Source organism: Staphylococcus simiae, assembly GCF_002902085.1.
Classification (GTDB): domain Bacteria; phylum Bacillota; class Bacilli; order Staphylococcales; family Staphylococcaceae; genus Staphylococcus; species Staphylococcus simiae.
The window spans coordinates 29926-55348 of sequence record NZ_PPQR01000055.1 but is presented as its reverse complement, the minus strand read 5'-3'; the positions used below and the strand labels follow the sequence as shown (position 1 = coordinate 55348).

At 32.7% G+C, this 25423-nt stretch carries 26 protein-coding genes and 1 riboswitch; of the genes, 18 read left to right on the top strand and 8 right to left on the bottom strand.

The genetic code is table 11. The features are described from left to right. Positions 1 to 369 precede the first annotated feature (369 nt). From CD113_RS07690 to CD113_RS07660, 7 genes are all read left to right on the top strand, one after another. Positions 370 to 579, top strand: a complete 210-nt coding sequence (locus CD113_RS07690) for a sterile alpha motif-like domain-containing protein (protein WP_002464656.1) — start codon at positions 370 to 372, stop codon at positions 577 to 579. A gap of 162 nt (positions 580 to 741) precedes the next feature. Further along, positions 742 to 1200 carry an antibiotic biosynthesis monooxygenase family protein gene (locus tag CD113_RS07685; RefSeq protein ID WP_002464655.1) on the top strand — a complete coding sequence of 153 codons (459 nt, stop codon included), beginning with the start codon at positions 742 to 744 and terminating at the stop codon, positions 1198 to 1200. 313 nt (positions 1201 to 1513) lie between these two features. Beyond that, entirely contained in the window at positions 1514 to 3109 is a 1596-nt protein-coding gene (mbcS, locus tag CD113_RS07680; RefSeq protein WP_002464654.1) for an acyl-CoA synthetase MbcS, read from the top strand. 355 nt (positions 3110 to 3464) lie between these two features. After that, positions 3465 to 4961 (top strand): L-lactate dehydrogenase (quinone), encoded by a 1497-nt coding sequence (gene lqo, locus CD113_RS07675; protein ID WP_002464653.1) that lies wholly within the window; start codon positions 3465 to 3467, stop codon positions 4959 to 4961. 154 nt (positions 4962 to 5115) lie between these two features. Then, complete coding sequence (locus tag CD113_RS07670; RefSeq protein WP_002464652.1) at positions 5116 to 5988, top strand: class I SAM-dependent methyltransferase; 873 nt, start codon at positions 5116 to 5118, stop codon at positions 5986 to 5988. Next, the gene (locus CD113_RS07665) at positions 5981 to 6295 is read left to right on the top strand and encodes a YciI family protein (RefSeq protein ID WP_002464651.1); all 315 of its coding nucleotides are present in this window, start codon (positions 5981 to 5983) and stop codon (positions 6293 to 6295) included. The genes CD113_RS07670 and CD113_RS07665 overlap by 8 nt, the downstream gene beginning before the upstream one ends. A gap of 251 nt (positions 6296 to 6546) precedes the next feature. Further along, the gene (locus CD113_RS07660; protein WP_002464650.1) at positions 6547 to 7140 is read left to right on the top strand and encodes a PadR family transcriptional regulator; all 594 of its coding nucleotides are present in this window, start codon (positions 6547 to 6549) and stop codon (positions 7138 to 7140) included. A 446-nt stretch (positions 7141 to 7586) separates the two neighbouring features. Here CD113_RS07660 and CD113_RS07655 read toward each other — a convergent pair whose 3' ends face one another. Beyond that, positions 7587 to 8477, bottom strand: coding sequence for a fructose bisphosphate aldolase (locus CD113_RS07655; protein WP_002463755.1), 891 nt, complete (start codon positions 8475 to 8477; stop codon positions 7587 to 7589). 138 nt (positions 8478 to 8615) lie between these two features. Here CD113_RS07655 and CD113_RS07650 point away from each other — a divergent pair, with 138 nt between their 5' ends. Together CD113_RS07650 and CD113_RS07645 are read left to right on the top strand one after the other, a co-directional pair. Beyond that, a complete protein-coding gene (locus tag CD113_RS07650) occupies positions 8616 to 9125 on the top strand; it encodes an AAA family ATPase (protein WP_002463753.1) in 510 nt (169 codons plus the stop codon). 155 nt (positions 9126 to 9280) lie between these two features. Beyond that, positions 9281 to 10219, top strand: a complete 939-nt coding sequence (locus tag CD113_RS07645) for a hypothetical protein (RefSeq protein WP_002463752.1) — start codon at positions 9281 to 9283, stop codon at positions 10217 to 10219. 29 nt (positions 10220 to 10248) lie between these two features. Here CD113_RS07645 and CD113_RS07640 read toward each other — a convergent pair whose 3' ends face one another. Both CD113_RS07640 and CD113_RS07635 read right to left on the bottom strand, forming a co-directional pair. Then, positions 10249 to 10683: a hypothetical protein gene (locus tag CD113_RS07640; RefSeq protein WP_002463750.1), complete on the bottom strand. Its 435-nt coding sequence runs from the start codon at positions 10681 to 10683 to the stop codon at positions 10249 to 10251. Positions 10684 to 10969: 286 nt separating this feature from the next. Then, the gene (locus CD113_RS07635) at positions 10970 to 12331 is read right to left on the bottom strand and encodes an FAD-dependent oxidoreductase (protein ID WP_002463748.1); all 1362 of its coding nucleotides are present in this window, start codon (positions 12329 to 12331) and stop codon (positions 10970 to 10972) included. Between the two features lie 309 nt (positions 12332 to 12640). Further along, positions 12641 to 12750: riboswitch (SAM riboswitch) on the top strand. A 98-nt stretch (positions 12751 to 12848) separates the two neighbouring features. Between CD113_RS07635 and CD113_RS07630 the strand changes: the two genes are divergently transcribed. Both CD113_RS07630 and CD113_RS07625 read left to right on the top strand, forming a co-directional pair. After that, complete coding sequence (locus tag CD113_RS07630; protein WP_002463747.1) at positions 12849 to 13664, top strand: MetQ/NlpA family ABC transporter substrate-binding protein; 816 nt, start codon at positions 12849 to 12851, stop codon at positions 13662 to 13664. Positions 13665 to 13872: 208 nt separating this feature from the next. Further along, positions 13873 to 15210, top strand: coding sequence for an aspartate aminotransferase family protein (locus CD113_RS07625; protein ID WP_002463744.1), 1338 nt, complete (start codon positions 13873 to 13875; stop codon positions 15208 to 15210). A 253-nt stretch (positions 15211 to 15463) separates the two neighbouring features. Here the strand turns inward: CD113_RS07625 and CD113_RS07620 are convergent, their stop codons facing one another. Continuing rightward, positions 15464 to 16912: an APC family permease gene (locus CD113_RS07620; protein ID WP_002463743.1), complete on the bottom strand. Its 1449-nt coding sequence runs from the start codon at positions 16910 to 16912 to the stop codon at positions 15464 to 15466. Between the two features lie 545 nt (positions 16913 to 17457). Here CD113_RS07620 and CD113_RS07610 point away from each other — a divergent pair. Both CD113_RS07610 and budA read left to right on the top strand, forming a co-directional pair. After that, a complete protein-coding gene (locus CD113_RS07610) occupies positions 17458 to 18417 on the top strand; it encodes an L-lactate dehydrogenase (RefSeq protein WP_002463741.1) in 960 nt (319 codons plus the stop codon). A 275-nt stretch (positions 18418 to 18692) separates the two neighbouring features. After that, positions 18693 to 19397 (top strand): acetolactate decarboxylase, encoded by a 705-nt coding sequence (gene budA, locus CD113_RS07605; RefSeq protein WP_002463739.1) that lies wholly within the window; start codon positions 18693 to 18695, stop codon positions 19395 to 19397. A gap of 198 nt (positions 19398 to 19595) precedes the next feature. Here the strand turns inward: budA and CD113_RS12675 are convergent, their stop codons facing one another. Both CD113_RS12675 and CD113_RS07600 read right to left on the bottom strand, forming a co-directional pair. Continuing rightward, positions 19596 to 19691 carry a type I toxin-antitoxin system Fst family toxin gene (locus CD113_RS12675; protein ID WP_002463737.1) on the bottom strand — a complete coding sequence of 32 codons (96 nt, stop codon included), beginning with the start codon at positions 19689 to 19691 and terminating at the stop codon, positions 19596 to 19598. A 141-nt stretch (positions 19692 to 19832) separates the two neighbouring features. Then, complete coding sequence (locus tag CD113_RS07600) at positions 19833 to 20699, bottom strand: oxidoreductase (RefSeq protein ID WP_002463736.1); 867 nt, start codon at positions 20697 to 20699, stop codon at positions 19833 to 19835. A gap of 72 nt (positions 20700 to 20771) precedes the next feature. Here CD113_RS07600 and panB point away from each other — a divergent pair, with 72 nt between their 5' ends. Genes panB through panD form a run of 3 tightly spaced genes read left to right on the top strand, consistent with a single transcriptional unit; the run spans position 20772 to position 22820 of the window. Continuing rightward, on the top strand, positions 20772 to 21590 hold the full coding sequence (panB, locus tag CD113_RS07595; RefSeq protein ID WP_002463734.1) for a 3-methyl-2-oxobutanoate hydroxymethyltransferase: 819 nt from the start codon (positions 20772 to 20774) through the stop codon (positions 21588 to 21590). After that, positions 21583 to 22437: a pantoate--beta-alanine ligase gene (gene panC / locus CD113_RS07590; RefSeq protein ID WP_002463732.1), complete on the top strand. Its 855-nt coding sequence runs from the start codon at positions 21583 to 21585 to the stop codon at positions 22435 to 22437. The genes panB and panC overlap by 8 nt, the downstream gene beginning before the upstream one ends. Further along, positions 22437 to 22820 carry an aspartate 1-decarboxylase gene (gene panD / locus CD113_RS07585; protein ID WP_040801911.1) on the top strand — a complete coding sequence of 128 codons (384 nt, stop codon included), beginning with the start codon at positions 22437 to 22439 and terminating at the stop codon, positions 22818 to 22820. Before panC ends, panD begins: the two co-directional genes overlap by 1 nt. A 157-nt stretch (positions 22821 to 22977) precedes the next feature. On the opposite strand, the gene CD113_RS07580 is transcribed toward panD, so the two are convergent. Continuing rightward, entirely contained in the window at positions 22978 to 23424 is a 447-nt protein-coding gene (locus tag CD113_RS07580) for a VOC family protein (protein ID WP_002463727.1), read from the bottom strand. A gap of 215 nt (positions 23425 to 23639) precedes the next feature. Between CD113_RS07580 and CD113_RS07575 the strand changes: the two genes are divergently transcribed. Both CD113_RS07575 and CD113_RS07570 read left to right on the top strand, forming a co-directional pair. After that, on the top strand, positions 23640 to 24119 hold the full coding sequence (locus tag CD113_RS07575; protein WP_002463725.1) for a hypothetical protein: 480 nt from the start codon (positions 23640 to 23642) through the stop codon (positions 24117 to 24119). A 78-nt stretch (positions 24120 to 24197) separates the two neighbouring features. Then, a complete protein-coding gene (locus CD113_RS07570) occupies positions 24198 to 24920 on the top strand; it encodes an epoxyqueuosine reductase QueH (RefSeq protein ID WP_002463723.1) in 723 nt (240 codons plus the stop codon). 223 nt (positions 24921 to 25143) lie between these two features. On the opposite strand, the gene CD113_RS07565 is transcribed toward CD113_RS07570, so the two are convergent. Continuing rightward, complete coding sequence (locus CD113_RS07565) at positions 25144 to 25419, bottom strand: hypothetical protein (protein WP_002463721.1); 276 nt, start codon at positions 25417 to 25419, stop codon at positions 25144 to 25146. Positions 25420 to 25423: the final 4 nt, after the last annotated feature.

Genomic DNA, 25423 nt, shown 5'->3' with positions numbered 1-25423 from the left:
TCATAGAAAAATTTTAAAAAGGATTACAGTTGACACTATTAGTGCAACTGCATAAGAACTAGTAAAGATTATAAATCTAACTAGTTCTAAATGTGCAAAACGGGCATCTACGAAATAATTTGTTTTGAAACAATTATTTCTGCCCCGCTCCTTCTTTTTCTTATTTTAGTCAAATACAATGATTATTAAACGATATGATATATAATGACAAAAGCTTAATATTGATGAAAATGAATGATTAGTGCAATGTATTTTAATGTTGGAAAATATTGTGTATGAAAAACATTCAATATTTTGTCATAATTTGATGTTTTATAGTCTTTTTCATGTTAGGATTGAATGAGCAATAAGCTAGAGAGAAGGAATATGATGACTTTTTATGAATATATATTGGGTTTTGTTAATGACAAGACACCATTAGGTGATTTAGCAACTTGGGTGAAACAAGATGATACATTTCCTAAACATGAAAAAATTGCAGAGAATATCTTATCTTATTTTCATCAAATGACGAATCTAGATCATGGATTTTTAGAAATAGTAAAGCGCTCTCTCTCTTTATATGATGAAACTAAATAACATAACTTATAAGTTATAAGTATTAATATGAACAAATAGAAGTAGCAACGTACGAGACACATTATCATCACTGAATGTTCATCGTATGATTGCTATTTTTTAAATTCGGGAATAACACAGTATCAAAGTATGATATCTTACAATGAAATGAAGGAATGAATAATGGAAATATATGATCAGTTTAAAGCATACGTTGTTGAGGAATATGATGACTACATCACGATAAATAAAAATAATGATGTACAATATTATGAAATACTTGAAAGCATAGACTCATTATCGAATGATGCATTTTGTGTATTAAATCATTTATATGTAAATAGTGGTACAGAGGAAGTCTTTGAACAAAAATTTTTGCAGAGAAATAAACATTTACATGATGTTGAAGGATTTAAAGCACTAAGATTTTTAAGACCTAAAGAAGCGGGAAGACATTATATTATTATAACATTATGGCAAAATCGACAAGCATTTTACAATTGGCAAAATTCTGCTGAATATGCTGAAACACATAAAAATAGAGGAACTAAAAAAGGCGTTGACTTTAAAGTAGTTAATCGCGAATTATCATATAATGTCAGAATAGAACTTGCAGATTTAGAATTGCACTACCAACATTAACATCAAAGTTGTGTTCTGATAATATTTATAAAGATTTAACTTAGTTGATTTAAGTCATGACAATTAATAGAGTTTAGCTGTAATGTTGAAATGACATAGCTAAATTTAAATAACAAGAACAGCAATCATCTTAAGCGATAAATGTTATTACGAGAGAGATTGCTGTTTTTAGTTTGTTTAATTTAATAACTAGCAGATAGTGATTTTTTACCTATTTAATTGAAAATTCTGCAAAACTAGGCGTATGATAGACATAATTCATCTATAATGATTTAATTATAGAATTAAGTGAACGTATGAAAGGAAGTTAAATATGCAAAAAGCAGATTTATTTGCACCTGAACAATATAATATTGTCTCAGAAATTGAAAAATATAGTGATAATCCAACTAAAAAGGCAATTTTATATCATAATACAGATGGTGAAGATATCACTGTAACGTATCAACAATTAATACAACAAGCTAATAAGGTTGGCAATGTTTTAAAAAGTCATGGTTTATCTAAAGGTGACAAAATTATCATTATGATGCCACGTACGATTGCTACATATGAGTTGTATATTGCAGCATTAAAATTAGGTATTGCCATTATTCCATGTTCAGAAATGTTAAGAACTAAAGATTTACAATATCGTATTACACACGGTGAAATTGATGCCGTTATGGTATATGAACCATTTACAAAAGAATTTGAAGACATTAAAGAATACAATGATTTAATTAAATTTGTAGTAGCTGGTCAAAAAAGTGATTGGATTAATTTAGATGAAGAAAAAGAACAAGCTAGTGACACGTTAGAGACAGCAAACACGTCGAGAGATGATATGGCTATTCTTTCTTATACTTCAGGAACTACAGGTAACCCTAAAGCAGTGACACATTCACATGGATGGGGATTTGCACATTTACAAATGGCACCTAAACATTGGTTATGTATTAAGGAAGATGATTTAGTATGGGCAACTGCAGCACCAGGTTGGCAAAAATGGGTATGGAGTCCATTTTTATCAGTATTAGGTTCAGGAGCGACGGCTTTTGTCTTTAATGGTAGATTTAGTCCAGAAACCTATTTAACATTGTTGCAACGTTATGAAATTAATGTGTTATGCTGTACACCAACGGAATATCGTATGATGGCTAAATTACAAAATTTAGAGCAATATGATTTATCACACCTTCATAGTGCTGTGTCAGCAGGTGAACCTCTAAATCGTGAAGTTGTAGAACAGTTTAATAAACATTTTGATATTACAGTGAGAGATGGTTATGGCCAAACTGAAAGTACGTTATTAATAGGATTCTTAAAAGATACACCACAACGAATTGGCTCAATGGGGAAAGGCATTCCTGGAAGTTACGTTACAGTGGTTGATGATGAGGGCAATGAAGTACCTGCTAATACGAAAGGAAACATTGCGGTACCACTTGATCTTCCTGCGTTATTTAAGGGCTATTATAAAGAACCTGAACGTACAGCTAAAGCTCAAGCAGGAACGTATTATATTACAGGAGATTTAGCTCATATCGATGAAGATGGCTATTTCTGGTTTGAAGGACGTCGTGATGACATCATTATTAGCTCTGGCTATACAATAGGGCCTTTTGAAGTTGAAGATGCGCTAACTAACCATCCTGCAGTTAAAGAATGTGCTGTTGTGGCTAAACCACATGATATTCGAGGCAATATTGTGAAAGCATTTGTTATTTTACAACCCGGATACACTGCAGAAGATACGTTAGTAAAAGAATTACAACAATTTGTCAAAAATGAGGTAGCACCATATAAATATCCTCGTGAAATAGAATTTGTTGAAGACTTACCTAAGACTAACTCTGGTAAAATCCGTCGTGTTGAATTACGTGATGCTGAATTAGCTAAGTATCAACAACAAAACGATGAACAATAATATTGAAGTTATTTAACAATTAACATCACACTATTTAGTTCACTTTAGAGTAAGCAATAAAATCATCTGAAGAACTAACCATGTGATGTCGTATTACGATAAATGAATGATTCACAATTTAGATGTAAACGTGGCATGAATAAAAAAATAATATATTTTAAACCTAACGAATAATTATAATTTACATTTGCTACATCCTGATTTAACATATAGATGTAAGTACTAATAATCATATTTTGATAGCGTATCATAGTTATAATGAAACTATATTCAATCATTATTTAAATAAATATGTGAGTCGGATATCATTTCCATAATGATGATACACTTTTACAATTTTGGAGAGGTGAAACCAATGGCTAAGTCTAATAGTAAAGACATCGTTTTAATTGGAGCCGGTGTACTTAGCACAACATTTGGTTCAATGTTAAAAGAAATTGAACCAGATTGGAATATTCATATGTATGAACGTTTAGATCGTCCAGCTATTGAAAGTTCAAATGAAAGAAATAATGCTGGTACAGGACATGCGGCTTTATGTGAATTAAACTATACAGTGCAACAACCTGATGGCTCAATTGACATTGAAAAAGCTAAAGAAATTAACGAAGAATTTGAAATTTCCAAACAATTTTGGGGACATTTAGTTAAAAGTGGTAGTATCGAAAATCCACGAGAATTTATTAATCCTTTACCACACATTAGTTATGTAAGAGGTAAAAATAACGTTAAATTCTTAAAAGATCGTTATGAAGCAATGAAAGCTTTCCCAATGTTTGAAGATATCGAGTATACAGAAGATATCGAAGTAATGAAAAAATGGATTCCATTAATGATGAAAGGTCGCGAAGATAATCCTGGCATTATGGCGGCTAGTAAAATTGACGAAGGTACAGATGTAAACTTCGGTGAATTAACACGTAAAATGGCTATAAGCATCGAAAAACATCCAAACGCAACAGTTCAATATAATCATGAAGTCGTTGATTTTGAACAATTATCAAATGGACAATGGGAAATAACTGTTAAGAACCGTAATAACGGTGAAACATTTAAACAAGTGACTGATTATGTATTTATCGGTGCTGGTGGTGGAGCAATTCCATTACTTCAAAAAACAGGTATCCCTGAAAGTAAACATTTAGGTGGATTCCCAATTAGTGGTCAATTCTTAGCTTGTACAAATCCACAAGTTATTGAACAACATGATGCCAAAGTTTATGGTAAAGAACCACCTGGTACACCACCAATGACTGTACCTCATTTAGATACACGTTATATTGATGGCCAAAGAACATTATTATTTGGACCATTTGCTAATGTTGGACCTAAATTCTTAAAAAATGGTTCAAACTTAGACTTATTCAAGTCAGTTAAACCATATAACATTACAACATTATTAGCAGCAGCAGTTAAAAACTTACCTTTAATCAAATATTCATTTGATCAAGTGATTATGACTAAAGAAGGTTGCATGAATCATTTACGTACATTCTATCCAGAAGCACGTGATGAAGATTGGCAATTATACACTGCTGGTAAACGTGTTCAAGTTATTAAAGATTCACCTGAGCACGGTAAAGGTTATATTCAATTTGGTACAGAGGTAGTTAACTCACAAGACCATACTGTCATTGCTTTATTAGGTGAATCACCAGGGGCTTCAACTTCAGTATCTGTTGCGTTAGAAGTATTAGAACGTAACTTCTCTGAATACAAAGCTGAATGGGAACCAAAAATTAAGAAAATGATACCATCTTATGGTGAATCATTAATTACAGACGAAAAATTAATGAGAAAAATCCGTAAACAAACATCAAAAGACTTAGAATTAGGTTACTATAACGACTAGTTCTTCATATATGATAAGAGTCCACACATGTATTAATATGCTTGTGTGGATTCTTTTTTATTTAAGTGGTTTATAGTGATAGCAAAGTCGCTTTACTGTTAATTGAATTTATCAATCGTTACTATACATATATAGAGAAAAGAGGAGATAAATTATGTCAAAGTCGATATTTAGTAGTCAATTTTGGGAAAATCAATGGCGTAATGATCCAAATACATCATTAAAGAAAATGAAGCGTGCAGGCCTAGGTTCATATGATTCACCAGGTTTTGAAAAATGGGCAATAAATTATGATCGTCAGTCATTTAGTAAAGATGGCAAGGCACGTACAGAACGTATTATTAAATGGATAGAACAACAAATTCCATCGTTCAATCATATGACTATCTTAGACGTTGGTGCAGCATCGGGTGTGTTTAGTGTGCCATTTGCACAACGTGGTGCATCAGTAACTGCTGTAGAGCCGTCTCCACTATTAAGCGAATTATTAATCAAAAACGCCACAACATATGATGTGGACGTCAATGTGATGACTGCAGCTTTCGAAAATAAAACGGCAACTGAAATAGGACATCATGACTTTGTATTTGCTTCAATGTGTCCAGCTGTAACTGATTGGGAAGCAGTACAAAAAGCTTTAAAAATTGCTAATAAATATGTTTATGTCAGTTTAATGGCTGGACCTAAAGAAAATAAATTAGTAGATGAATTAATAGAACAATTTAACTTACAAAGTGTGCCCACAACAGCAGATATGTATTATTTATTACAATTGCTATATGTAAATAATTATACGTATCAAACACTAATTGAACGTCATACTAAAACAACAGATATGACTTTAACAGATGTAATGAATCAATTACCTACATGGTTTACTGACTTTGATATTGCAGTATCTACTGCAATGTTGAATGATATTCAACATTATTTACAAGATAAGTACGGTACAACCATACCTGTTACCACAGGTGGTAAATTTGGAAAAGTACTTATACATGCAAAAGAAGGTGATCATCATGACTAATTATTATATAGTGAAATTTGTGCATACAGATTTACTAGGATGGCAAGAACATTTAGAAGCGCATGTGAAATATTTATATCAACTTACGACAAAAGGTTATTTAGCAATTTCAGGACCTATTGAGAATGAGGATGAGCAACGTAAAGAAGCCTATTTGATTTTAAAAGCAGATAATGAACAAAAGTTACAAACATTATTAGAAAATGACCCTTATTGGTATGAAGGATTAGTAGCAGAGTATACTGTAGAAGAGTGGAAACCAATGTTTGGCGATTTAAATAATTTAACTATCAATCGCCCATTCTAAAATCAAATATAGTTGCAACAAGAGTCTGAGATAAAGTGTATGATATATAGTGACAACTTTCTAAGTTATAAAGTATTAACAGATCAACATTTTATGACCCTAGACAGTATTGGCGAAGTAGGATGATGAAATAATTTTTAACAATTTTATTTCACGCCTACTTCTTTTTTTATTTTTTCGATATATCGCTTGACTGTTTTCGATATATCGTTTAATATATCGATATATCGAAAAAGAAAAGGATGATAACAATGTTTAATAGAAGACATGATATGAGAGCACATATGATGAAACATGAAGGATTTGGATTTGGCAAAGGTTTTCAAAATTTAGGTTTTGGTGAACCCAACTCACGTAATATGAGAGATCGATTTTTCAAAAAAGGTAATTTGCAATTTATTATTTTACAAATGTTGGAAGAAGAACCAAAACACGGCTATCAAATTATTAAAGATTTAGAAGGATGTTTCAAAGGATTCTATTCACCAAGCCCAGGATCAGTTTATCCAATTTTACAAATGTTAGAAGATCGTGACTTTGTTTCTATTTCACAACAAGGAAATAAAAAAGTGTATAGTATCACTCAAGAAGGTAAAGATTTCTTAGCAGATAATGTTGATAAAGATGAATTTACGCAGCGTTTAGAACAATTTAAACATATGGACTTTGACAAAATGCATGAAGCGCGTGAACAATTACAACAAGTCTTTAAATTAATGTTCAAAGCTAGTCAACAAGCAATGAAAGATGATGATCAAAAACAACAATTTGATCACATCATCGACCAAACAACACAGCAATTAAAAGACTTCTTAGGTACAGAAGAAGATCATAAAGAAAAATAATAAAGTTACAATACAATCGGTTAGTGGGAGTGGGACAGACATAAATTTTATAGAAAATTAATGTCATAATCACACTTCGGTAAGACTGACTAGGTTTTCAAAATACTGATAAATCAACGTTTTGAAAACTAGACAGTTACTGCCCAATGCTTCATTTTAAGTGTGAGATACTTTTTATCCTAGGATTGTTAGACGATATGTTAAAGAACCAAGGTTCTCTATTTTTCAGGACTGATAAATAAAAAGTGAATAATTTAAAATATAAATTATTTTGAAGCCGAGACTCCTGAGGGAGCAGTGCTAGTCGAAGACTACAGGCTGAGACAGCACCCTAGGAAAGCGAGGCTTAAAAAAATAATTATGTATCAGTCCAATTTGGGAGAGAACCAGAACAAAAAAAGCACCAGTAAGAATTAGTTCTTACTGGTGCTTGTGTCATTTATATATTAGTTTTTGTTTACTGATGCATCATAAATTGAATCAACGGCATCACTTAATGCTTTATTGAATTCAGTTTCTGATTGGCTAGCACGTAAGTCACTAGCTAAAGCACGTGAGAAACTTGCGATTAATAAATCATTGTCTTTCAATAATTTGTTTGCTTCGTCTCTGCTATAGCCACCTGATAATACAACGACACGTACAACATTTGGATGTTCTGCTAAGTCTTTGTATAAGTTTGGTTCAGTTGGGATAGTTAATTTTAACATTACTAATTGATCATCATTTAAGTTGTCTAAGCCTTTTTTAAGTTCAGCTTTTAATACTTTTTCGATTTCAGCTTTATCTTTAGCATTAATATTTACTTCAGGTTCAATAATTGGTACTAAACCTTTAGCGATAATTTTTTTAGCGATATCAAATTGTTGAGCAACAACTTCTTTAATACCTTCTTCATTTAATTCTAAAATGTTAGAACGCATTTTTGTACCGAAAATGTGACGTTTATTAGCACGATCTAATACTTCGTCTAAATTATCGATAGGTTTCATTAATTGAACACCATTTTTTTCTTCAGCTAGACCTTTGTCTACTTTTAAGAAAGGAACAATACCTTTATCAGCTAAGTAATCAGCAGTATATTTACCTTCAACTTTACGATCCATTGTTTGTTCGAAAAGAATAGCACCTAAAATTTTATCAGGTGAAAATGCAGGTGAAGTTACGACACGAGTACGCATATCATGAACAAGTTGGAACATTTCATCTTCTGTATTATATTGATCTTCGTTAACACCATATTCTTTAAGTGCTTTAGGTGTACTACCACCACTTTGGTCTAATGCAGCAATAAAGCCTTTACCATGTTTCATTTTTTCTAATTGTTCTTTATTCATATCATTCACTCCTAAACTATATTATCCACTTATAGTATGATGAAAATGCTAGAATTTCTCAAGTTATTAAGCTTGTTTTTAGTGTAAAATGTAAATTATAATTTTAATGTTGAATATTGCGGAAATAGGAGGAGTAGAATGGCGCATAAAATACTGATTGTAGGGAGTCCAGGTTCAGGAAAATCGACATTAGCAGTTCAATTACATAAAGATTTGAAGGTGCCCGTATATCATCTTGATGATATACAGTGGATCGATGATGGTACTACTATAAGTAAAGCAGACTTTGAATCGACATTACGCAATATTTTACAGCAAAATGAATGGATCATCGATGGCAATTATTCTGACACCATACCCCTCAGGTTAAAAGAGGCAACTGTAGTTATTTGGTTACAGGCACCTCGTGTCATTTGTCTTAAACGCGTGATACAAAGAGTAATTAAAAGTAAGATTGGAAACAGCAAAATATTAGGTGGTAATCCGAAAACAATAGATTTTGACTTTCTTAAATTCGTGTGGAATTTTCCACAACAACATTCGCAACTTGAATTTTTACAACAACAGTCATCTGCTACGTGGATCAAAGGGAGACAGTCACATAATAAGAAGGCTTTAAAGGAATACTTTCGTGCTGGTTACCAATGAACGATGACTTGATTGAAGATAAGCCACAACTTCTATTTGTACATGCCGCAATATAATTTTAAAATGAAAATATATGTAAAATACATATTTAAGCTATTTTTAAGTAGTTATTAAGTATATAATAAAAGCATTATATATTGTTAAGGGGATTTTAAATGAAAAAATTAGCAGCAGTCACATTAGGGTTAACAGTTTTACTTGTAGGATGTAATCAAAACAATAATCAGGAATCTTCATCAGATCAAGGCAGTAAAGAACAACATGCAGATTCAACTAAGCAAACACAAAATAACAATAAAGATAAAAAATTATCTAATGATGAGCAAAGTAATAATAAACAATCGAATGAAAGTCAGTCTTCAAAACAACAAAGTGACAAAAGCCAGCAAAGTAGTAAGAGTCAACAAGATACTACGTCGGAAGATTATATTGCTAAAGTTTGGTTAACAGGCTTACCTGGTTATAGAAATGGTAAAGATACGCCTTTTGGCGATTTGAAATTAGAAAATAGAGACATCTCAGGAGAAGCGATTAATCCATTGTTGCCAGAGCATTCTGCAAAATATCCTGATGGTACAAAAGTTATTACTGCTTCTGCTAATGCAGCCGGTCACGTTATCTATAAGAATAATAACGATGGCACAATAACAATGTATTTTGCGCCATCTCATTTTCAAGATTTAAGATGGTCAGAGGCTGATTATTCTGAGAAAGAGACGAATAACATTATTAATAACGCTAAAACAGTGAAGTTGTATGATGCTAGTCAAAGCGAAATTGACAAAATAAAAGGAAATTCTCAATCAGAGCAATCAACTAACTCAGATTCCGATAGTGATAAGTCATCAACTGATAGTTCAGATAATCATCAATCAAGTAAAAAGATTACACGTAGTAATGTTATTGATGCAGTTGAAGACTATGAAGGCCATCTTCTAGATACAGATAAATATACGTATAAAGAACCTGAACAAATGGGTGATGGTAAATGGGGCTTCTCTTATACAGATAAAAATGGTGATTTAGCAGGTTCATATATTATTGATAGTGATGGCAACGTCACAAAGTATGATGAACACGGCGACGAAATATAATATAAAAAGGAATTAGAGCAAAAATACCTCTAATTCCTTTTATTTTGCTTTTCAATTATAGAAATAGTCACCATCATTAACAACATAAATAAGATATGACATACTATCCACCATAGCCACGCCAATATAGTAAATTGAAAAATTGGACGCACAGCGATGATAATGAGCAATGGATATAACACAATAAATACGACAAATAAGAAGCCATAACACAATAAATAAAAACGTTTAACATAACGATAAATGAAGACAAAGATGACATATATTGACAATCCGAGGGCTAAATGTAGAAGTAGTTCAATGATAAATGGTGTATCTGCAGGATTGGCAATAAAATCAATATTTAATAATAATTGAGTTAAATGAAATCCTTGATTGAAATGATCGATGATTGCCGTACTGAATAGTAAGACAATACTGATAACAATTGCTGCTAAACTATGATAAAGCCATTTTACATACATAAAAAATGTCACCTCAACAATGTGTACATGGTAATATTTTCCCTAATTAGAAAAAATCATGTAACAATTGATGAGATGAGACCTTTAGGGATTGGAACGTCAATGAAATTTTTCTCTGTTGAGGTCCTACTCAACCTACAAGATTGATTAGTATGATAAAACGCTGATTTTTCAACACTTTATATTCCAAACATTTACTGTCAATCGCATCATATTAGGCATCGGGCTCTATAATGAAAAAAATAGCTGTGAAGAGAAAATCTCTTCACAGCTAATCATAGTATATTTAGAATAGCATTTGATCGCTACCGTATGATTGTCCTAATGCTTGTTGAGCAAGAACGTTTAAATAATGCCAAGGTCTATCATAATCAGGTTGGAAGAAGAAATCTTGAACTGCAAGCTGTTCTAGAGTAAAGCCAGCTGAAATCGCTACTGACAATGTGTTGATTGCTTGTGTGACATCTTCGGTTGACATCACTTGACCACCTAATATGCGATGACTATCTTTATCGAATATAATTTTCATATGCACTGTAGTATCATCTTGCATAAACTTAGGTCTAATGCGTTCTTCTACATATTGTTGTCCTAAATGACCGTCATAATTATCAGCTTCAGTGCCATGTACACCTGTTTGACCAAATTTATAATCAAATAATTGTAAGCCAGATGTACCAGATACACGAGGCATTGTAGCAGATTTACCAACCATATTTAATGCTGCAGTAACACCTTGACGACGTGAATTTGTAGCTAAAGCAATATAGCGATCTTCTTCTATTGGCGCAAATGGTACCATTGTTGCATCGCCACCTGCGTAAACATCAGGTGCTGAAGTTTGTTGATGATGATCAATTGTAATAATACCTTTAGTACCTAAGTCAATTTTATCTTTAAGCCAACTAGTAGCAGGGGCAACACCTACTGCGAATAACACAGTGTCTGCTTGGTATTCACCTTTGTCAGTAATTACTGTTGTTACATCGCCATTGTCGTTACCAGTAATTTCTTTAACTGATTCACCACCAATAAATTCTAATTGATGTTGTTTTGAATTTTGTTCTAAAATATTTGTGAATTCAGGATCTAAATACGTACTCAAAATACGCTCAGCGACATCAATAATCTTAGTTTCGATACCAGCTTTGGCAAATGCTTCAGCAGCCTCGATACCAATATATCCGCCGCCTACTACAACTGCTTTTTTAGCATGAGGCATGCGTTGTTTAATTTTATCTGCCCATTCACGACCACGCATAAAGAAAACATTATTATAATCATCGATACCTGTAATAGGTGGCTTAACAGCACTTCCACCTGGACTTAAAAATAGTTTGTCATAACTAACGTCTTCTTTTGTACCATCATGTTCTACTGTGATTGTTTTATTGTCTGTATCTAAATCTACAACCGTCGTATTTACGTGAATATTAACACCTTGTTTCTCATAAGAAGTAGTCGTAGCATAATGTAATGAATCTAGTGAAGGTGACACGTTTTCTAAATAACTTTGAATACCACAAGATAAGAATGAAGGTTTATCACCACTTTCGAAGACTTCTATTTGAGCTTCTGAGTCTTCTTTTAACAGTGTTTCTATTACTTCATAACCTGCATGTGATGTTCCTACTACAACATATTTCATAATTTGTTACCTCCAATTTTTAATCTATAAAAAATGTGTATTAAATTAAATAGTGATATTAATTATTTACCACGAAAAATATTTATTACACAAAATAATATGGAAAATCTAATAGTTTTCAAAAAAATGTCAAAATTGAATGTGGCAATCATTTGAAATGGATAGTAGTACAATTCGCCATATAACTAAATCAAACTATAATATAGTCTTATCGAAAGTGAATACGTATTATTATTATCGGAATTTTCGGAATTAATGTTGACTTTAAAATGAAGCAGTGATAGGATAAATTCAATTCAATAAATGAGACTCTTATCAAGAGAGGCTGAGGGACGTGCCCTATGAAGCCCAGCAACCGTCTTACCAAAGACATGGTGCTAAATCACAATAAAGTAGCTGACTACTTTTGAAGATGAGAGAAAGAACATGGGCTTTCTCTTAAACAAGAGGAAGCTTTTTTGTTGTATGATAAGTAACTTTCTTTATTGAGCAGTTAACAAGAAAGGGTGGCTTACATATGAAAAAATTAATAACTGTATTCTTATTAAGTATATTAGTGATAAGTTTAGCTGCGTGTGGTAGTAAATCTTCAGATGATAAAAAGATAACAGTAGCAGCGTCACCAGCACCACATGGAGATGTCTTAAAGTACGCTAAAGAACAAATGAAGAAGAAAGGCTATGACTTAGAAGTTAAAATTGTTAATGACTATAAAGTACCTAATAAATTATTAGATAAAGGAGATGTTGATGCTAATTTTTTTCAACACGTTCCTTATTTAAAAGCTGAAAAAAGAAGTCACGGTTACGATATAGAAGAAGTAGGTAAAGTATTTACAACACCAATGGGCGTATATAGTAAGAAATATAAAGATATTAGAGACATACCACAAGGTTCAACGATTTATGTCTCTAATAATCCAGCAGAAGAAGGACGCTTTTTATCATTTTTTGTTAATAAAGGATTAATCAAATTAAAACCAGGTGTCAAAATAGAAGATGCTAAATTTGAAGACATCAAAGAAAATAAAAAGAACTTGAAATTTAATCACCAACAGGGTGCTGAGTTCCTTCCAAAGACATATAATAGTGGAGAAGGTGCAGCAGTGATTATGAACTCTAATTATGCACTGGATAATGGTTTGACACCATCTAAAGATGCGATTGAACTAGAAGGTGAGTCGTCACCATTTGCCAATATCATCGCTGTTAAAGCTAGTCATAAAAAGGACGCTAAAATTCAAGCGTTATTGGAAGTCATGCGTTCTAAAGAAACACAAAATTACATTAAAAAGACTTATGGCAAGGATGTTATTCCTTACCAACCAAATTAAAGTTAACGTTATCTGGACTGATGTCATAACACATAGGTCCAGATTTTTTATGAAAGTAACAGTGTAGTATTATTCTATAAGTTATAATTGTCAGAATATATTTACAAATCAGAATTTTATTAGTATATTGAATACTATCATTAATTGAAAAATATGGGGAATTAAAGCTAGTTTTTTAATAAACAAAGCAATGGGAGGATGAAGTAATATGAGTAAAGCTTATGATTTAATTGAAGAAGATGAACAATATTTTGCTAAATCAGGTCGTATTAAATATTATCCGCTAGTGATTGATCATGGTTATGGGGCGACATTAGTAGATGTTGAAGGCAAAGAGTATATTGACTTATTATCAAGTGCAAGTTCTCAAAATGTTGGCCATGCACCTAAACAAGTGAGTGAAGCTATTAAAAATCAAGTAGATAAATTTATCCATTATACACCAGCATATATGTATCACGAACCGTTAGTTAAATTAGCTAAAAAACTTTGTGACATTACACCAGGTGATTTTGAAAAGCGTGTAACATTTGGATTGTCAGGCTCAGATGCTAACGATGGTATTGTCAAATTTGCTAGAGGTTATACTGGTAGACCTTATGTCATTAGCTTTACTAATGCGTATCATGGTTCAACATTTGGTGCGTTATCAATGTCATCTATTAGCTTAAATATGCGTAAAAAGTATGGACCATTATTAAACGGATTCTATCATATTCCTTTTCCAGATAAGTATCGAGGCATGTTTGAGCAATCACAGCCAAACACTGTGGAAGAATATTTAGCTCCTTTAAAAGAAATGTTTGCTAAGTATGTACCTGCAGATGAAGTGGCATGTATTGTTGTCGAAACCATTCAAGGCGATGGTGGCTTATTAGAACCAGTGCCAGGATATTTTGAAGCATTAGAAAAACTATGTCACGAACATGGTATTTTAATAGCAGTAGATGACATCCAACAAGGGTTAGGACGAACAGGAACGTGGAGTTCTGTTGAACATTATAATTTCACGCCAGATTTAATGACATTTGGAAAATCATTAGCAGGTGGATTACCTATGTCTGCACTTGTCGGACGCAAAGAAATTATGGAAAGTTTAGATGCACCAGCCCATTTATTTACTACAGGCGCCAATCCAGTTAGTTGTGAAGCGGCATTAGCGACATTACAAATGATTGAAGATGAGGATTTATTACAAGCTAGTACCGAAAAAGGCCGTTATGTCAGACAACGTATGGATCAATGGACTAAGAAATTCAGTAGTGTTGGTGATGTTAGAGGTGTTGGTCTAAGCATTGGTATTGATATTGTGTCAGATAAAGCAAAGAAAACACGTGATAATGAAGCGGCATTAAAAATATGTAATTATTGTTTTGAACATGGCATTGTTATTATTGCTGTTGCAGGTAACGTGTTACGTTTCCAACCACCATTAGTAATATCATATGAACAATTAGATTATGCATTAGATACATTAGAAGATGCCCTTACTGCATTAGAACATGGAGACTTAGAAGAATACGATATTTCTGGTCAAGGATGGTAGATACTAAAATAAGCATGATACTAAAAGTGTTAAAGTGTTAATTTTAAATATATAGTAGTAGTTGGCTAGATTGTAAAATGTTGATAAATCAATGTTTTATAAATCTAGTCATTATTGTTAGGGTTACGAAATAATTTCAAAAAAGTTGTTGTTAAGCCCATTCATTTAAAATAATTCAACTAAAATATTGAAATATAAAAAAGCATTTCCACACGATTTTTACAATGTGGAAATGCTTTTTATATTAATTATATTATTTTGGTGGTGTATATTCTTTTTCGACATTTTTCTTAGAATGTCTTAAACCATAAGATAAGTACAGAATAATTCCTACTACAAACCAAATTAACGTATATAATTTAGCTTCAAATCCTAATCCCCAAAATACAAGCAATACTAAAATAAAGGTAATTGCAGGTAACACTGGGTATAATGGCAACTTGAATGCTGGGATAGGTAAGTCTTTACCTTCACGTTTTCTCAAACGATACATAGCGATTGATACAAACATAAAGGCAACAAGTGTACCGGCTGAGATTAATTGTGCTAAGAATGCGAATGGGAACATTGAACCAATGACAACACCAACGATTGTTAACACGATTAGCGCACGATTTGGTAAATGTTTATTGTTTAATTTACCTAACCAAGAAGGTAGTAGACCATCTCGACCAAATGAGTAAAGTAAACGTGAACCAGCTAACATCATACCGATAAGTGCTGTAAACATACCAATTACTGAGATAGCTTGAACAATTGCAGCAATGATGCCATGTCCACTTTGACGCAAAGCCCAACCAACAGGTTCAGCATTGTCAGCATATTCTGAGTAATGGAACATACCAACTAAGACAAGTGCTACTGCAACGAATAAGACAATAGCAATAATTAGTGAACCTAAAATACCTCTAGGCATTGTTTTTTGTGGATTGATAGCTTCTGCTGAGTTAGCTGCAATTGAGTCAAAACCGATATAAGCTAAGAAAATCATTGAGACACCGGCATAAATACCTTGCCAACCGCCAAAGTCACCAGCGTCTGTAACTTTATGTTCTGGAATGAATGGAACATAGTTTGCAAAATTAAGTGCAGTTAAACCAACAACGACAAATAAAATAATGGCTAATACTTTAAGGACAACTAAAATATTTTCCATACGTGCAGCTTGCGTCATACCACGTGATAGTAGCAAAGCAGTTAAAATGATAACAATCGCTGCAACAATATCGATGACACCACCTTTAGTGCCGAATGAATTAGATAGTGCAGGTGGTAATTCAACACCTATTGGTTTAAATAATCCGCGCAAATTGGCTGAAAAACCGGAAGCAACAAAGGCTACAGCGATAAAGTACTCTGCTAATAAAGCCCAACCGGCAACCCATCCGAAAAATTCTCCAAATAAAACATTAATCCAAGAATATGCAGAGCCGGCAAATGGCATGGCAGAAGCCATTTCAGCATAAGTAAAAGCAACTAAACCAGCAACGATGGCTGCAAGTAAAAATGATAAAGCAACAGCAGGACCTGCATGCTGTGCAGCAACGACACCTGGTAAAGTAAAGATAGATGTGGATACAATTGTTCCAACACCTAATGCAAGAAAATCACGTACACGTAATGTACGTTTCAAATGTCCATCTTTATTTTGATAAACAGTTGGATCTTCTTTTCTAACTATTCTATGAAAAAAACTAGCCATAGATTTACCTCCAATAAATTATAGTAACATCAATTCCTATTTGTTGTTTTTAATAAGTTATATATTATCATAAATTGAGCGACTTTTGTCTAAAAATTCTGAAAAATCACAACTTTATATGGCTTCTCAAATTTACCGTAGAGAAATCAACCATTTTTGAAATGATAAAATCGATTATAACAGAAATTATAAAAATAAGTACTATTTTTTTCTAATTTTCTAACTATTGGTAGATATTTATGAAAATTACATAGTGAAATAGCAAGATATTGTAATTTTAGTGACTCGCAATAAATAACAAAGGTCATTTTATTTATATATAAGTGCTTAAAATTGTCACAAATAAAAAGTAGTAAAAAAACTATTGATATATCAACAATTAACAACTAAAAACACGAAAATACTATATTACACAGTGCATTTTTTAATTGTAAATTTTTATCATAATATTATAATTAAATAAAAATATTAATCTTTAACTTTGCGATAGATATGATACGTTAATACGCGTATAACATAAATTTAAAATGTTAGGAGATAAAATTATGAAATCATTTGGTAAAAAAGTAGTGTTAATTGGTGATGGCTCTGTAGGATCTAGTTATGCTTTTGCAATGGTGACTCAAGGTGTAGCAGATGAATTTGTCATTATTGATATTGCTAAAGACAAAGTAAAAGCAGATGTTCAAGATTTGAATCATGGTACGGTTCATTGTCCTTCACCTGTAGATGTTAAAGCAGGAGAGTATGAAGATTGTAAAGATGCTGATTTAGTTGTTATTACTGCTGGTGCACCTCAAAAACCAGGTGAAACTAGATTACAATTGGTAGAAAAGAATACTAAAATCATGAAAAGTATTGTTAGCAGTGTCATGAATAGTGGATTTGATGGTTATTTCTTAATCGCTGCGAATCCTGTAGATATTTTAACTCGATTTGTTAAAGAATATACAGGACTACCATCAGAACGTGTGATTGGTTCTGGTACAGTATTGGATAGCGCACGATTACAATATTTAATTAGCCAAGAATTTGATGTTGCACCTTCAAGTGTTAATGCAAGCATTATCGGTGAACATGGTGATACAGAATTAGCAGTATGGTCACAAGCTAATATTGCCGGTATACCAGTGTTTGAAGCATTAAAAGAACAAACAGGTAGTGAAGCCAAAGCAGAAGAAATTTATGTAAATACACGTGATGCAGCATACGACATTATTCAAGCTAAAGGATCTACATATTATGGTATCGCATTAGCTTTAATGCGAATTTCAAAAGCCATTTTAAATAATGAAAATAATGTCTTAAATGTCTCGACACGTTTGGATGGCCAATATGGTGGACATAAAGGGGTTTACTTAGGTGTACCAACTTTAGTTAATGAACATGGTGCAGTTAAAATTTATGAAACACCTCTAAGTGAAAAGGAACAACAATTATTTAATCAATCTGTTAAAACGTTAGAAGAAACCTTTAACTCTATTAAATATCTATTAGAAGATTAAGCATGCATAGTCATATTTAACGATAGAATTTCCTGATTGAAATATAACAATGAAGAGACCAAATATCGCTGTTTTTAGTGTATTGGTCTCTTTTATTATAGTATGCAAAGAGTTTCAGTATCTGTACATTGATTGAAATAACTATTTTAGCGTAAAATAAGTATTGAACAATTCATATTTTAATAGCACATTAAAATATGATACTAACGCAAACAATGACTAAAGAAGATAAATATAGTTAGTAATGATGAATAGATACGGGAGTGAATGATGACATGACAAATGTCTTATATCAACATGGTACATTAGGTACTTTAATGGCTGGTTTATTAGAAGGAACTGCGACAATTAATGAATTATTAGAACATGGCAATTTGGGTATTGCAACTTTAACTGGTTCAAATGGGGAAGTTATTTTTCTAGATGGTAAAGCTTATCATGCAAATGAATATAAAGAGTTTGTAGAACTTACTGGTGATGAAAAGACCCCTTATGCAACGATTACGAACTTTAGAGCTGACAAGCAATTTGAAGTGCAGCATCAAACTCAAGAACAAGTATTTAATGACATAAAATCACATATGTTAAGTGAAAATTTGTTTTCTGCGGTGAAAATATCTGGAACATTTAAATATATGCATGTCAGAATGATGCCAGCGCAACAACCACCTTATACACGTTTAATCGATTCGGCGCGTAGACAACCCGAAGAAACTAGACATCATATCGAAGGTGCTGTAGTAGGATTCTTCACACCAGAATTATTTCATGGTATAGGTTCAGCAGGATTTCATCTACATTTTGCAGACGATGAACGACAATATGGTGGTCATGTTCTAGATTTTGAAGTAGAAAATGCAACAATAGAAATTCAAAACTTTGAAACATTTGAGCAGCATTTCCCAGTAAATAACGAGACGTTTATTAAGTCAGATATTGATTATAAAAATATAGCAGATGATATTAGAGAAGCTGAATAATTAGCGTGTTAAAACTTTTTGTTGCTTGATTTATATAAAAAACATTCAACGCGCTAACGATTTTAAGGATTACTTTTAGGCTTTGCATTCCTATACACTATAATGTTATAATTTAACTAACAAGGATCTAGCATATATGCACCTAGTCCCCTCACTATTTGCGGTAGTGAGGGGACTTTTTGGTGTGACTATAGTCGCCTACTTATTATTGCGATTACGTAGCCAGTGCGTAAATAGCGCAATAATACAACCACTGATAACTGTGGTAGCAGTGTTGACAAGGGTTTCTAGCATAGGTTAGCACCTCCTCTCTGCGCCTGTATTGGCGCCTGAGAGCTAGGCGACTTTTATATTATAGCACCTGCCATTTTATTCATTAAATATTTTATTGAAAAATATTTTTATCTATTATAAGCCATCACATAACTACTACCATCAATCGTCAAATTGCTGCTGATAAGCATGTAAGAAACTATAAATACAATCTAAATAAGGTGTACTGAGTTGATGTTGGCGAGCAAGTTGATGAATATATCCTTGAATTGCTTCGACTTCAAGAGGTTGGTTATTCACTATATCGTAATACATACTTGTACCCATTTCATCAGGATAGCCTTGATATATAGTTAAAATGTCATCTACGATACTATCACTTAAAACTACTCCCTCAGCTTCTGCAACATGGCAACCTTCTACCAACAATTGACGACACACTGTAGCTATTTCTGGTGTATGTAATATATTGACGGTTTGTCTACCTACAGCTGTGATTGAGTTGATACCTAAATTAACTAATAATTTATACCAAATTGCATCATTAATTTGAGGTACTAATATGATATCAATGTTACTTTGTTTCATTAATTGTTGTAATTGGCGAGTTTCAGCACAATCTTGTAACTGTAGTTGATAGTCGCGAAAATGTGTTACTACATCGTCTTTTTTTTGACCACTAATATAAACAACGGCTTGAAATTTATTACTATAAGGTATGTGTGCTAATTGACCAGCACCATTTTGAGCTAAAATGATGATTGTATTATCGTGAGTGATTTGAGATAGCTGTTTAATAACTTGATGAAGTTGATGTGTTTTAACCGCGATAATGATGTAATCAAATTTAATAGTCACTTGATGATATGCGCTAACAACAATAGACGCAGGGTTACTCTTAGGACTTGAATAATAAGTTAAAGTTTTTGCTGTGCGGCCAATAAGCTGTGTATGAGGTAAGACGTTTTTAAGTTCATAAGCAAGTGTTGTACCAACAGCACCGTCTCCGATAATTGCGATAGATGACATATTATTCTTTCCTTTCAGTTAAAGTTTAATTATACTGTTTCTAATAATACTGTAAAAAGAGGATGAATAACATTGAAAACGGTAAGTCAATTATTAGATATGAAACAACAAAAAGAAAAGATTTCTATGGTTACAGCGTATGATTTTCCGAGTGCGAAACAAGTTGAGCAAGCTAACATTGATATGATACTTGTTGGCGATTCATTAGGAATGACAGTATTAGGATATGAGAGCACCGTCCAAGTGACGTTAGACGATATGATACATCACGGACGAGCAGTTCGTCGTGGTGCACCAAATACATTTGTGGTTGTAGATATGCCTATAGGAGCAGTGGGTATAGATCAAGCTCAAGATTTAAACAATGCATTAACGTTGTATCAACAAACGAATGCGAATGCCATTAAAGCAGAAGGGGCACACATTGCTGACTTTATTGTAGCAGCAACACGTATTGGTATACCTGTTGTAGCACATTTAGGATTAACACCACAAAGTGTCGGTGTCATGGGTTACAAACTGCAAGGTAGTACTAAAGCAGCAGCGCAACAATTAATTAAAGATGCTAGAAATGTAGAACAAGCAGGTGCAATAGCGTTAGTATTAGAGGCCATACCATCAGACTTAGCCCAAACAATAAGTGAACAATTAACTATTCCAGTTATCGGTATTGGTGCTGGTAAAGCTACTGATGGTCAAGTATTGGTTTATCATGACATGTTAAATTACGGTGTTAAACATCAAGCTAAATTTGTAAAACAATTTGCAGATTTTAGTGTGGGTATTAAGGGACTGCAACAATACAATGAAGAAGTTAAATCAGGTGTATTTCCATCAGAAACTCATACGTATAAAAAGAAAATTATGAATGAGGTTGAAGCGCATGACTAAATTTGTTACTTCAATACAGGACATGCAGAATATTGTTAAAGATGCCAAGAAGACACAGCAAACCATCGGATTTATTCCAACAATGGGTGCATTACATGATGGTCATTTAACAATGGTTAGACAATCAGTTAAAGATAATGATATTACCGTAGTCAGTATTTTTGTGAATCCATTACAATTTGGACCGAATGAAGATTTTGATGCTTATCCAAGACAAATAGAACAAGATACTGCTTTAGTCTCAGCAGCGGCAGCAGATTATCTTTTTTATCCATCGGTTGAAGAAATGTATCCACAATCTTTAGGTGTTGAGCTTAAAGTTGGACCATTGGCTCAAGTATTAGAGGGGGCACAACGTCCAGGACATTTCGATGGTGTAGTGACAGTAGTTAATAAATTATTTAACATTGTGATGCCAGATTATGCATATTTTGGGAAAAAAGACGCACAACAACTAGCAATCATTCAAAAATTAGTGGCAGATTTTAATCATCCAATAGAAATTATAGGTGTAGATATTGTTAGAGAACATGATGGTTTAGCTAAAAGCTCTCGTAATATTTATTTAACAGACAACGAAAGAATAGAAGCGGTTCATTTATATAAAAGTTTACAATTAGCACAAGCGTTATATCATAATGGGGAACGTCAAAGCACTATCATTATCGATGCCATAAAACATTATTTACAACAACATATAAGTGGCAGTATTGAAGAAGTTGCTATCTATAGCTATCCGCAACTGATTGAACAAACAGAAATAACTGGACAAATATTTATATCATTAGCAGTTAAGTTTTCACAAGCACGTTTGATAGATAATATAATAATTGGAGCTGAACAATAGTGAATAGAACAATGATGAATGCTAAGATTCATAGAGCACGAGTGACGGAATCAAATTTAAATTATGTAGGCAGTATTACAATTGATAGTGATATCTTAGAAGCTGTAGATATCCTGCCTAATGAAAAAGTAGCTATTGTAAATAATAATAATGGTGCACGTTTTGAAACGTATGTTATTGCTGGAGAAAAAGGTAGCGGTAAAATTTGTTTGAACGGTGCAGCCTCAAGATTAGTGGAAGTTGGAGATATAGTCATTATTATGACATATGCAGAGCTTAATGAAGAAGAAATTAAACATCATGCACCAAAAGTTGCTGTGATGAATGAAGACAATGTCATTATTGATATGATTCATGAAAAAGAAAATAATATAGTCCTATAAATATCATTCATCCATTCAACAGTTCGTTAATCTATTCAGGTTAATGGGCTGTTTTTTAATAGGTTAAAGTGTTAGTTTGAAAATTTAAGATCCAATGTTTCAGTTTGAACGCATCATCATGATTGCTATTTGAACTTTAACATTGGATTGTCTAATATTATTGCATTTGTGTGTAATCTTGACCGTGTAGCATCCAACGAACACCATATTTATCAGTGAAGGCGCCCATTTTACCACCCCAGAATTGGTCAGCTAAAGGCATTTCAACCTCAATTGAATCATGATCTTTAATTTGATTATAGAATGCTTCAACTGCATCTGCATCTTTTTGATTATTCACGTCATAGTCAACTAATAAGGAGATACCATTATTTATTTTGTCCGCTCTGCCAAATGAATCAGAACATAGTACTTTGATGCCAAGGATTTCGAATTCAGCATGCATCGTTGCTTCTTGTGCTTGTTCTTTAGACATACCAAAATGGGCTGCTTGCTCTTCACCAACGTCTAAGCGTTTAACGTCAGTTGCTCCAAATACGTCTTCGTAATATGCAATAGCTTCTTTAGAATTTTCAAAAGCTAAATAAGGAAATAATGTTGTCATGGATAGACACCTCAATATATAAATTTTTATTGCTTAACAACATCGTACTGCAAAAATGACAAAAAGTATAATTTTAAGATAAATTGCATTCAACTTATCACCTAACTTTCAATATAATAAATTTTCAAAAGTTATTTTAAGCGAAGTTATCTTGAATTATTACAATGAATTCGATATGTTGATCATAATAGGACATCAAAAAGGAGAGACATAAGATGTTAAAGAAGCTATTGGCAAACACATTTAAATTGAACAAAGAGACTCAACAGCAATATTTTGACAACTTAAGCGAAACACTATTATGGAGTTATTTAGCTTTAGGTATCTTAACTGTTGCAACAGTTATTGTGGATATTATTCGTAATCATGCGTCCATCGTCAACATTATCATGTTGTTGCTATTTGCGGCGTTAAATTTCTATATACTATTCGCTACAAAACAACATCGCAAATTTGAAATCACAGCTAAAGATGAAGAGCATTATCGTCAATTGAAAAGACTAAGTGTGCTAGCAATCATTGTAATGATGGTATGTTTTCTGACACTTAATCTTTGTCTAGGTTTAAGTTTCGATATGATACAAGGAGAAGAAGGACATGTTATAGATCGAATGATAATATCATTAATTTCGACACTATTTTTTGGGCTAATTATGTACGCTATATTTAAAATTAGGATAGGTAAATCATATTAAAATATTTTTTAAAAAATGGTCATAATTTATGAGAATTTTATATAATAAAAAGTAGAGAAAGTATGTGGAGGGAATCTAGTGATTAATGCTGAACCAATTATTAACAAAATGAAAAATCAAAAAATTAATTATGATAAAGTACTAAAAAAATTGATAGGGCAGTGGGAGAGACAAGAGCTACGTCCTAAGATTTTATTGCATAGTTGTTGTGCCCCTTGTAGTACGTATACTTTAGAGTTTTTAACACAATATGCAGATATTGCCATCTACTTTGCTAATTCTAATATTCATCCTAAAAATGAATATCTACGCCGTGCTAAAGTTCAAGAACAATTTGTGAAGGATTTTAATCACAAGACGGGTGCTAATGTTAAATATATTGAAGCGCCATATGAACCACATAAATTTATGAAAATGGTTAAAGACAAAGAATTAGCTGATGAAAAAGAAGGTGGTTTACGTTGCACAGCCTGTTTTGAAATGCGCCTAGATATCGTTGCTAAAGCAGCTGTAGAATATGGTTATGATTATTTTGGAAGTGCGATTACATTATCACCTAAAAAGAATGCCCAGCTAATTAATGAGCTAGGCATGGATGTACAAAAAATATATGATGTCAATTATTTACCTAGTGACTTTAAGAAAAGTAAAGGTTATGAACGATCAATAGAAATGTGTAATGATTATAATATTTTTAGACAATGTTATTGTGGTTGCGTCTTTGCAGCGATGCAACAAGGCATTGACTTTAAAACGATTAATAAAGAAGCTAAAGCATTTTTGGAACAGTTACCAAAATAGAGAACCTAAAAATAAAAGGTCATGCAACCGATGCTGCATGACCTTTTACTGTAAGATTACGAGTTATTTTGTCCTACTTAGATTATTGGTGACAAGGTGTTGACCGTCCCTTGCCCAACTTGCATGGCCGGAAGCATCTCTTTATGAGATGCTCTATGCTGGGTCCCTAGCCCGTCTGGCATTGCTTGTAGAATTTCTTAACGAAATTCTCGTTGACGGGTCCCTACATCATTTTATGTACGAATCTCATGATAGCTAGAGTTGCGATAACAATTGTAGTAATTAAAGAAAAGAGCTTAAATTTTTTATATTCCTTTTCGGTATCATGTTCACCTTTGTCCATCATGTCGCGTAGTTCTTGTTCAATTTCCAAGTCTAAATCGGTTTTGCGATAACCATTCAGTCCCTGACGTTCATCTTCAGTTGTCGTATCGTGTTGGGCTATATCGTGCTTACTTTGTTGTGTAGCTTGTTCGTTGTCTTTTATCTCTTTAGACATTATT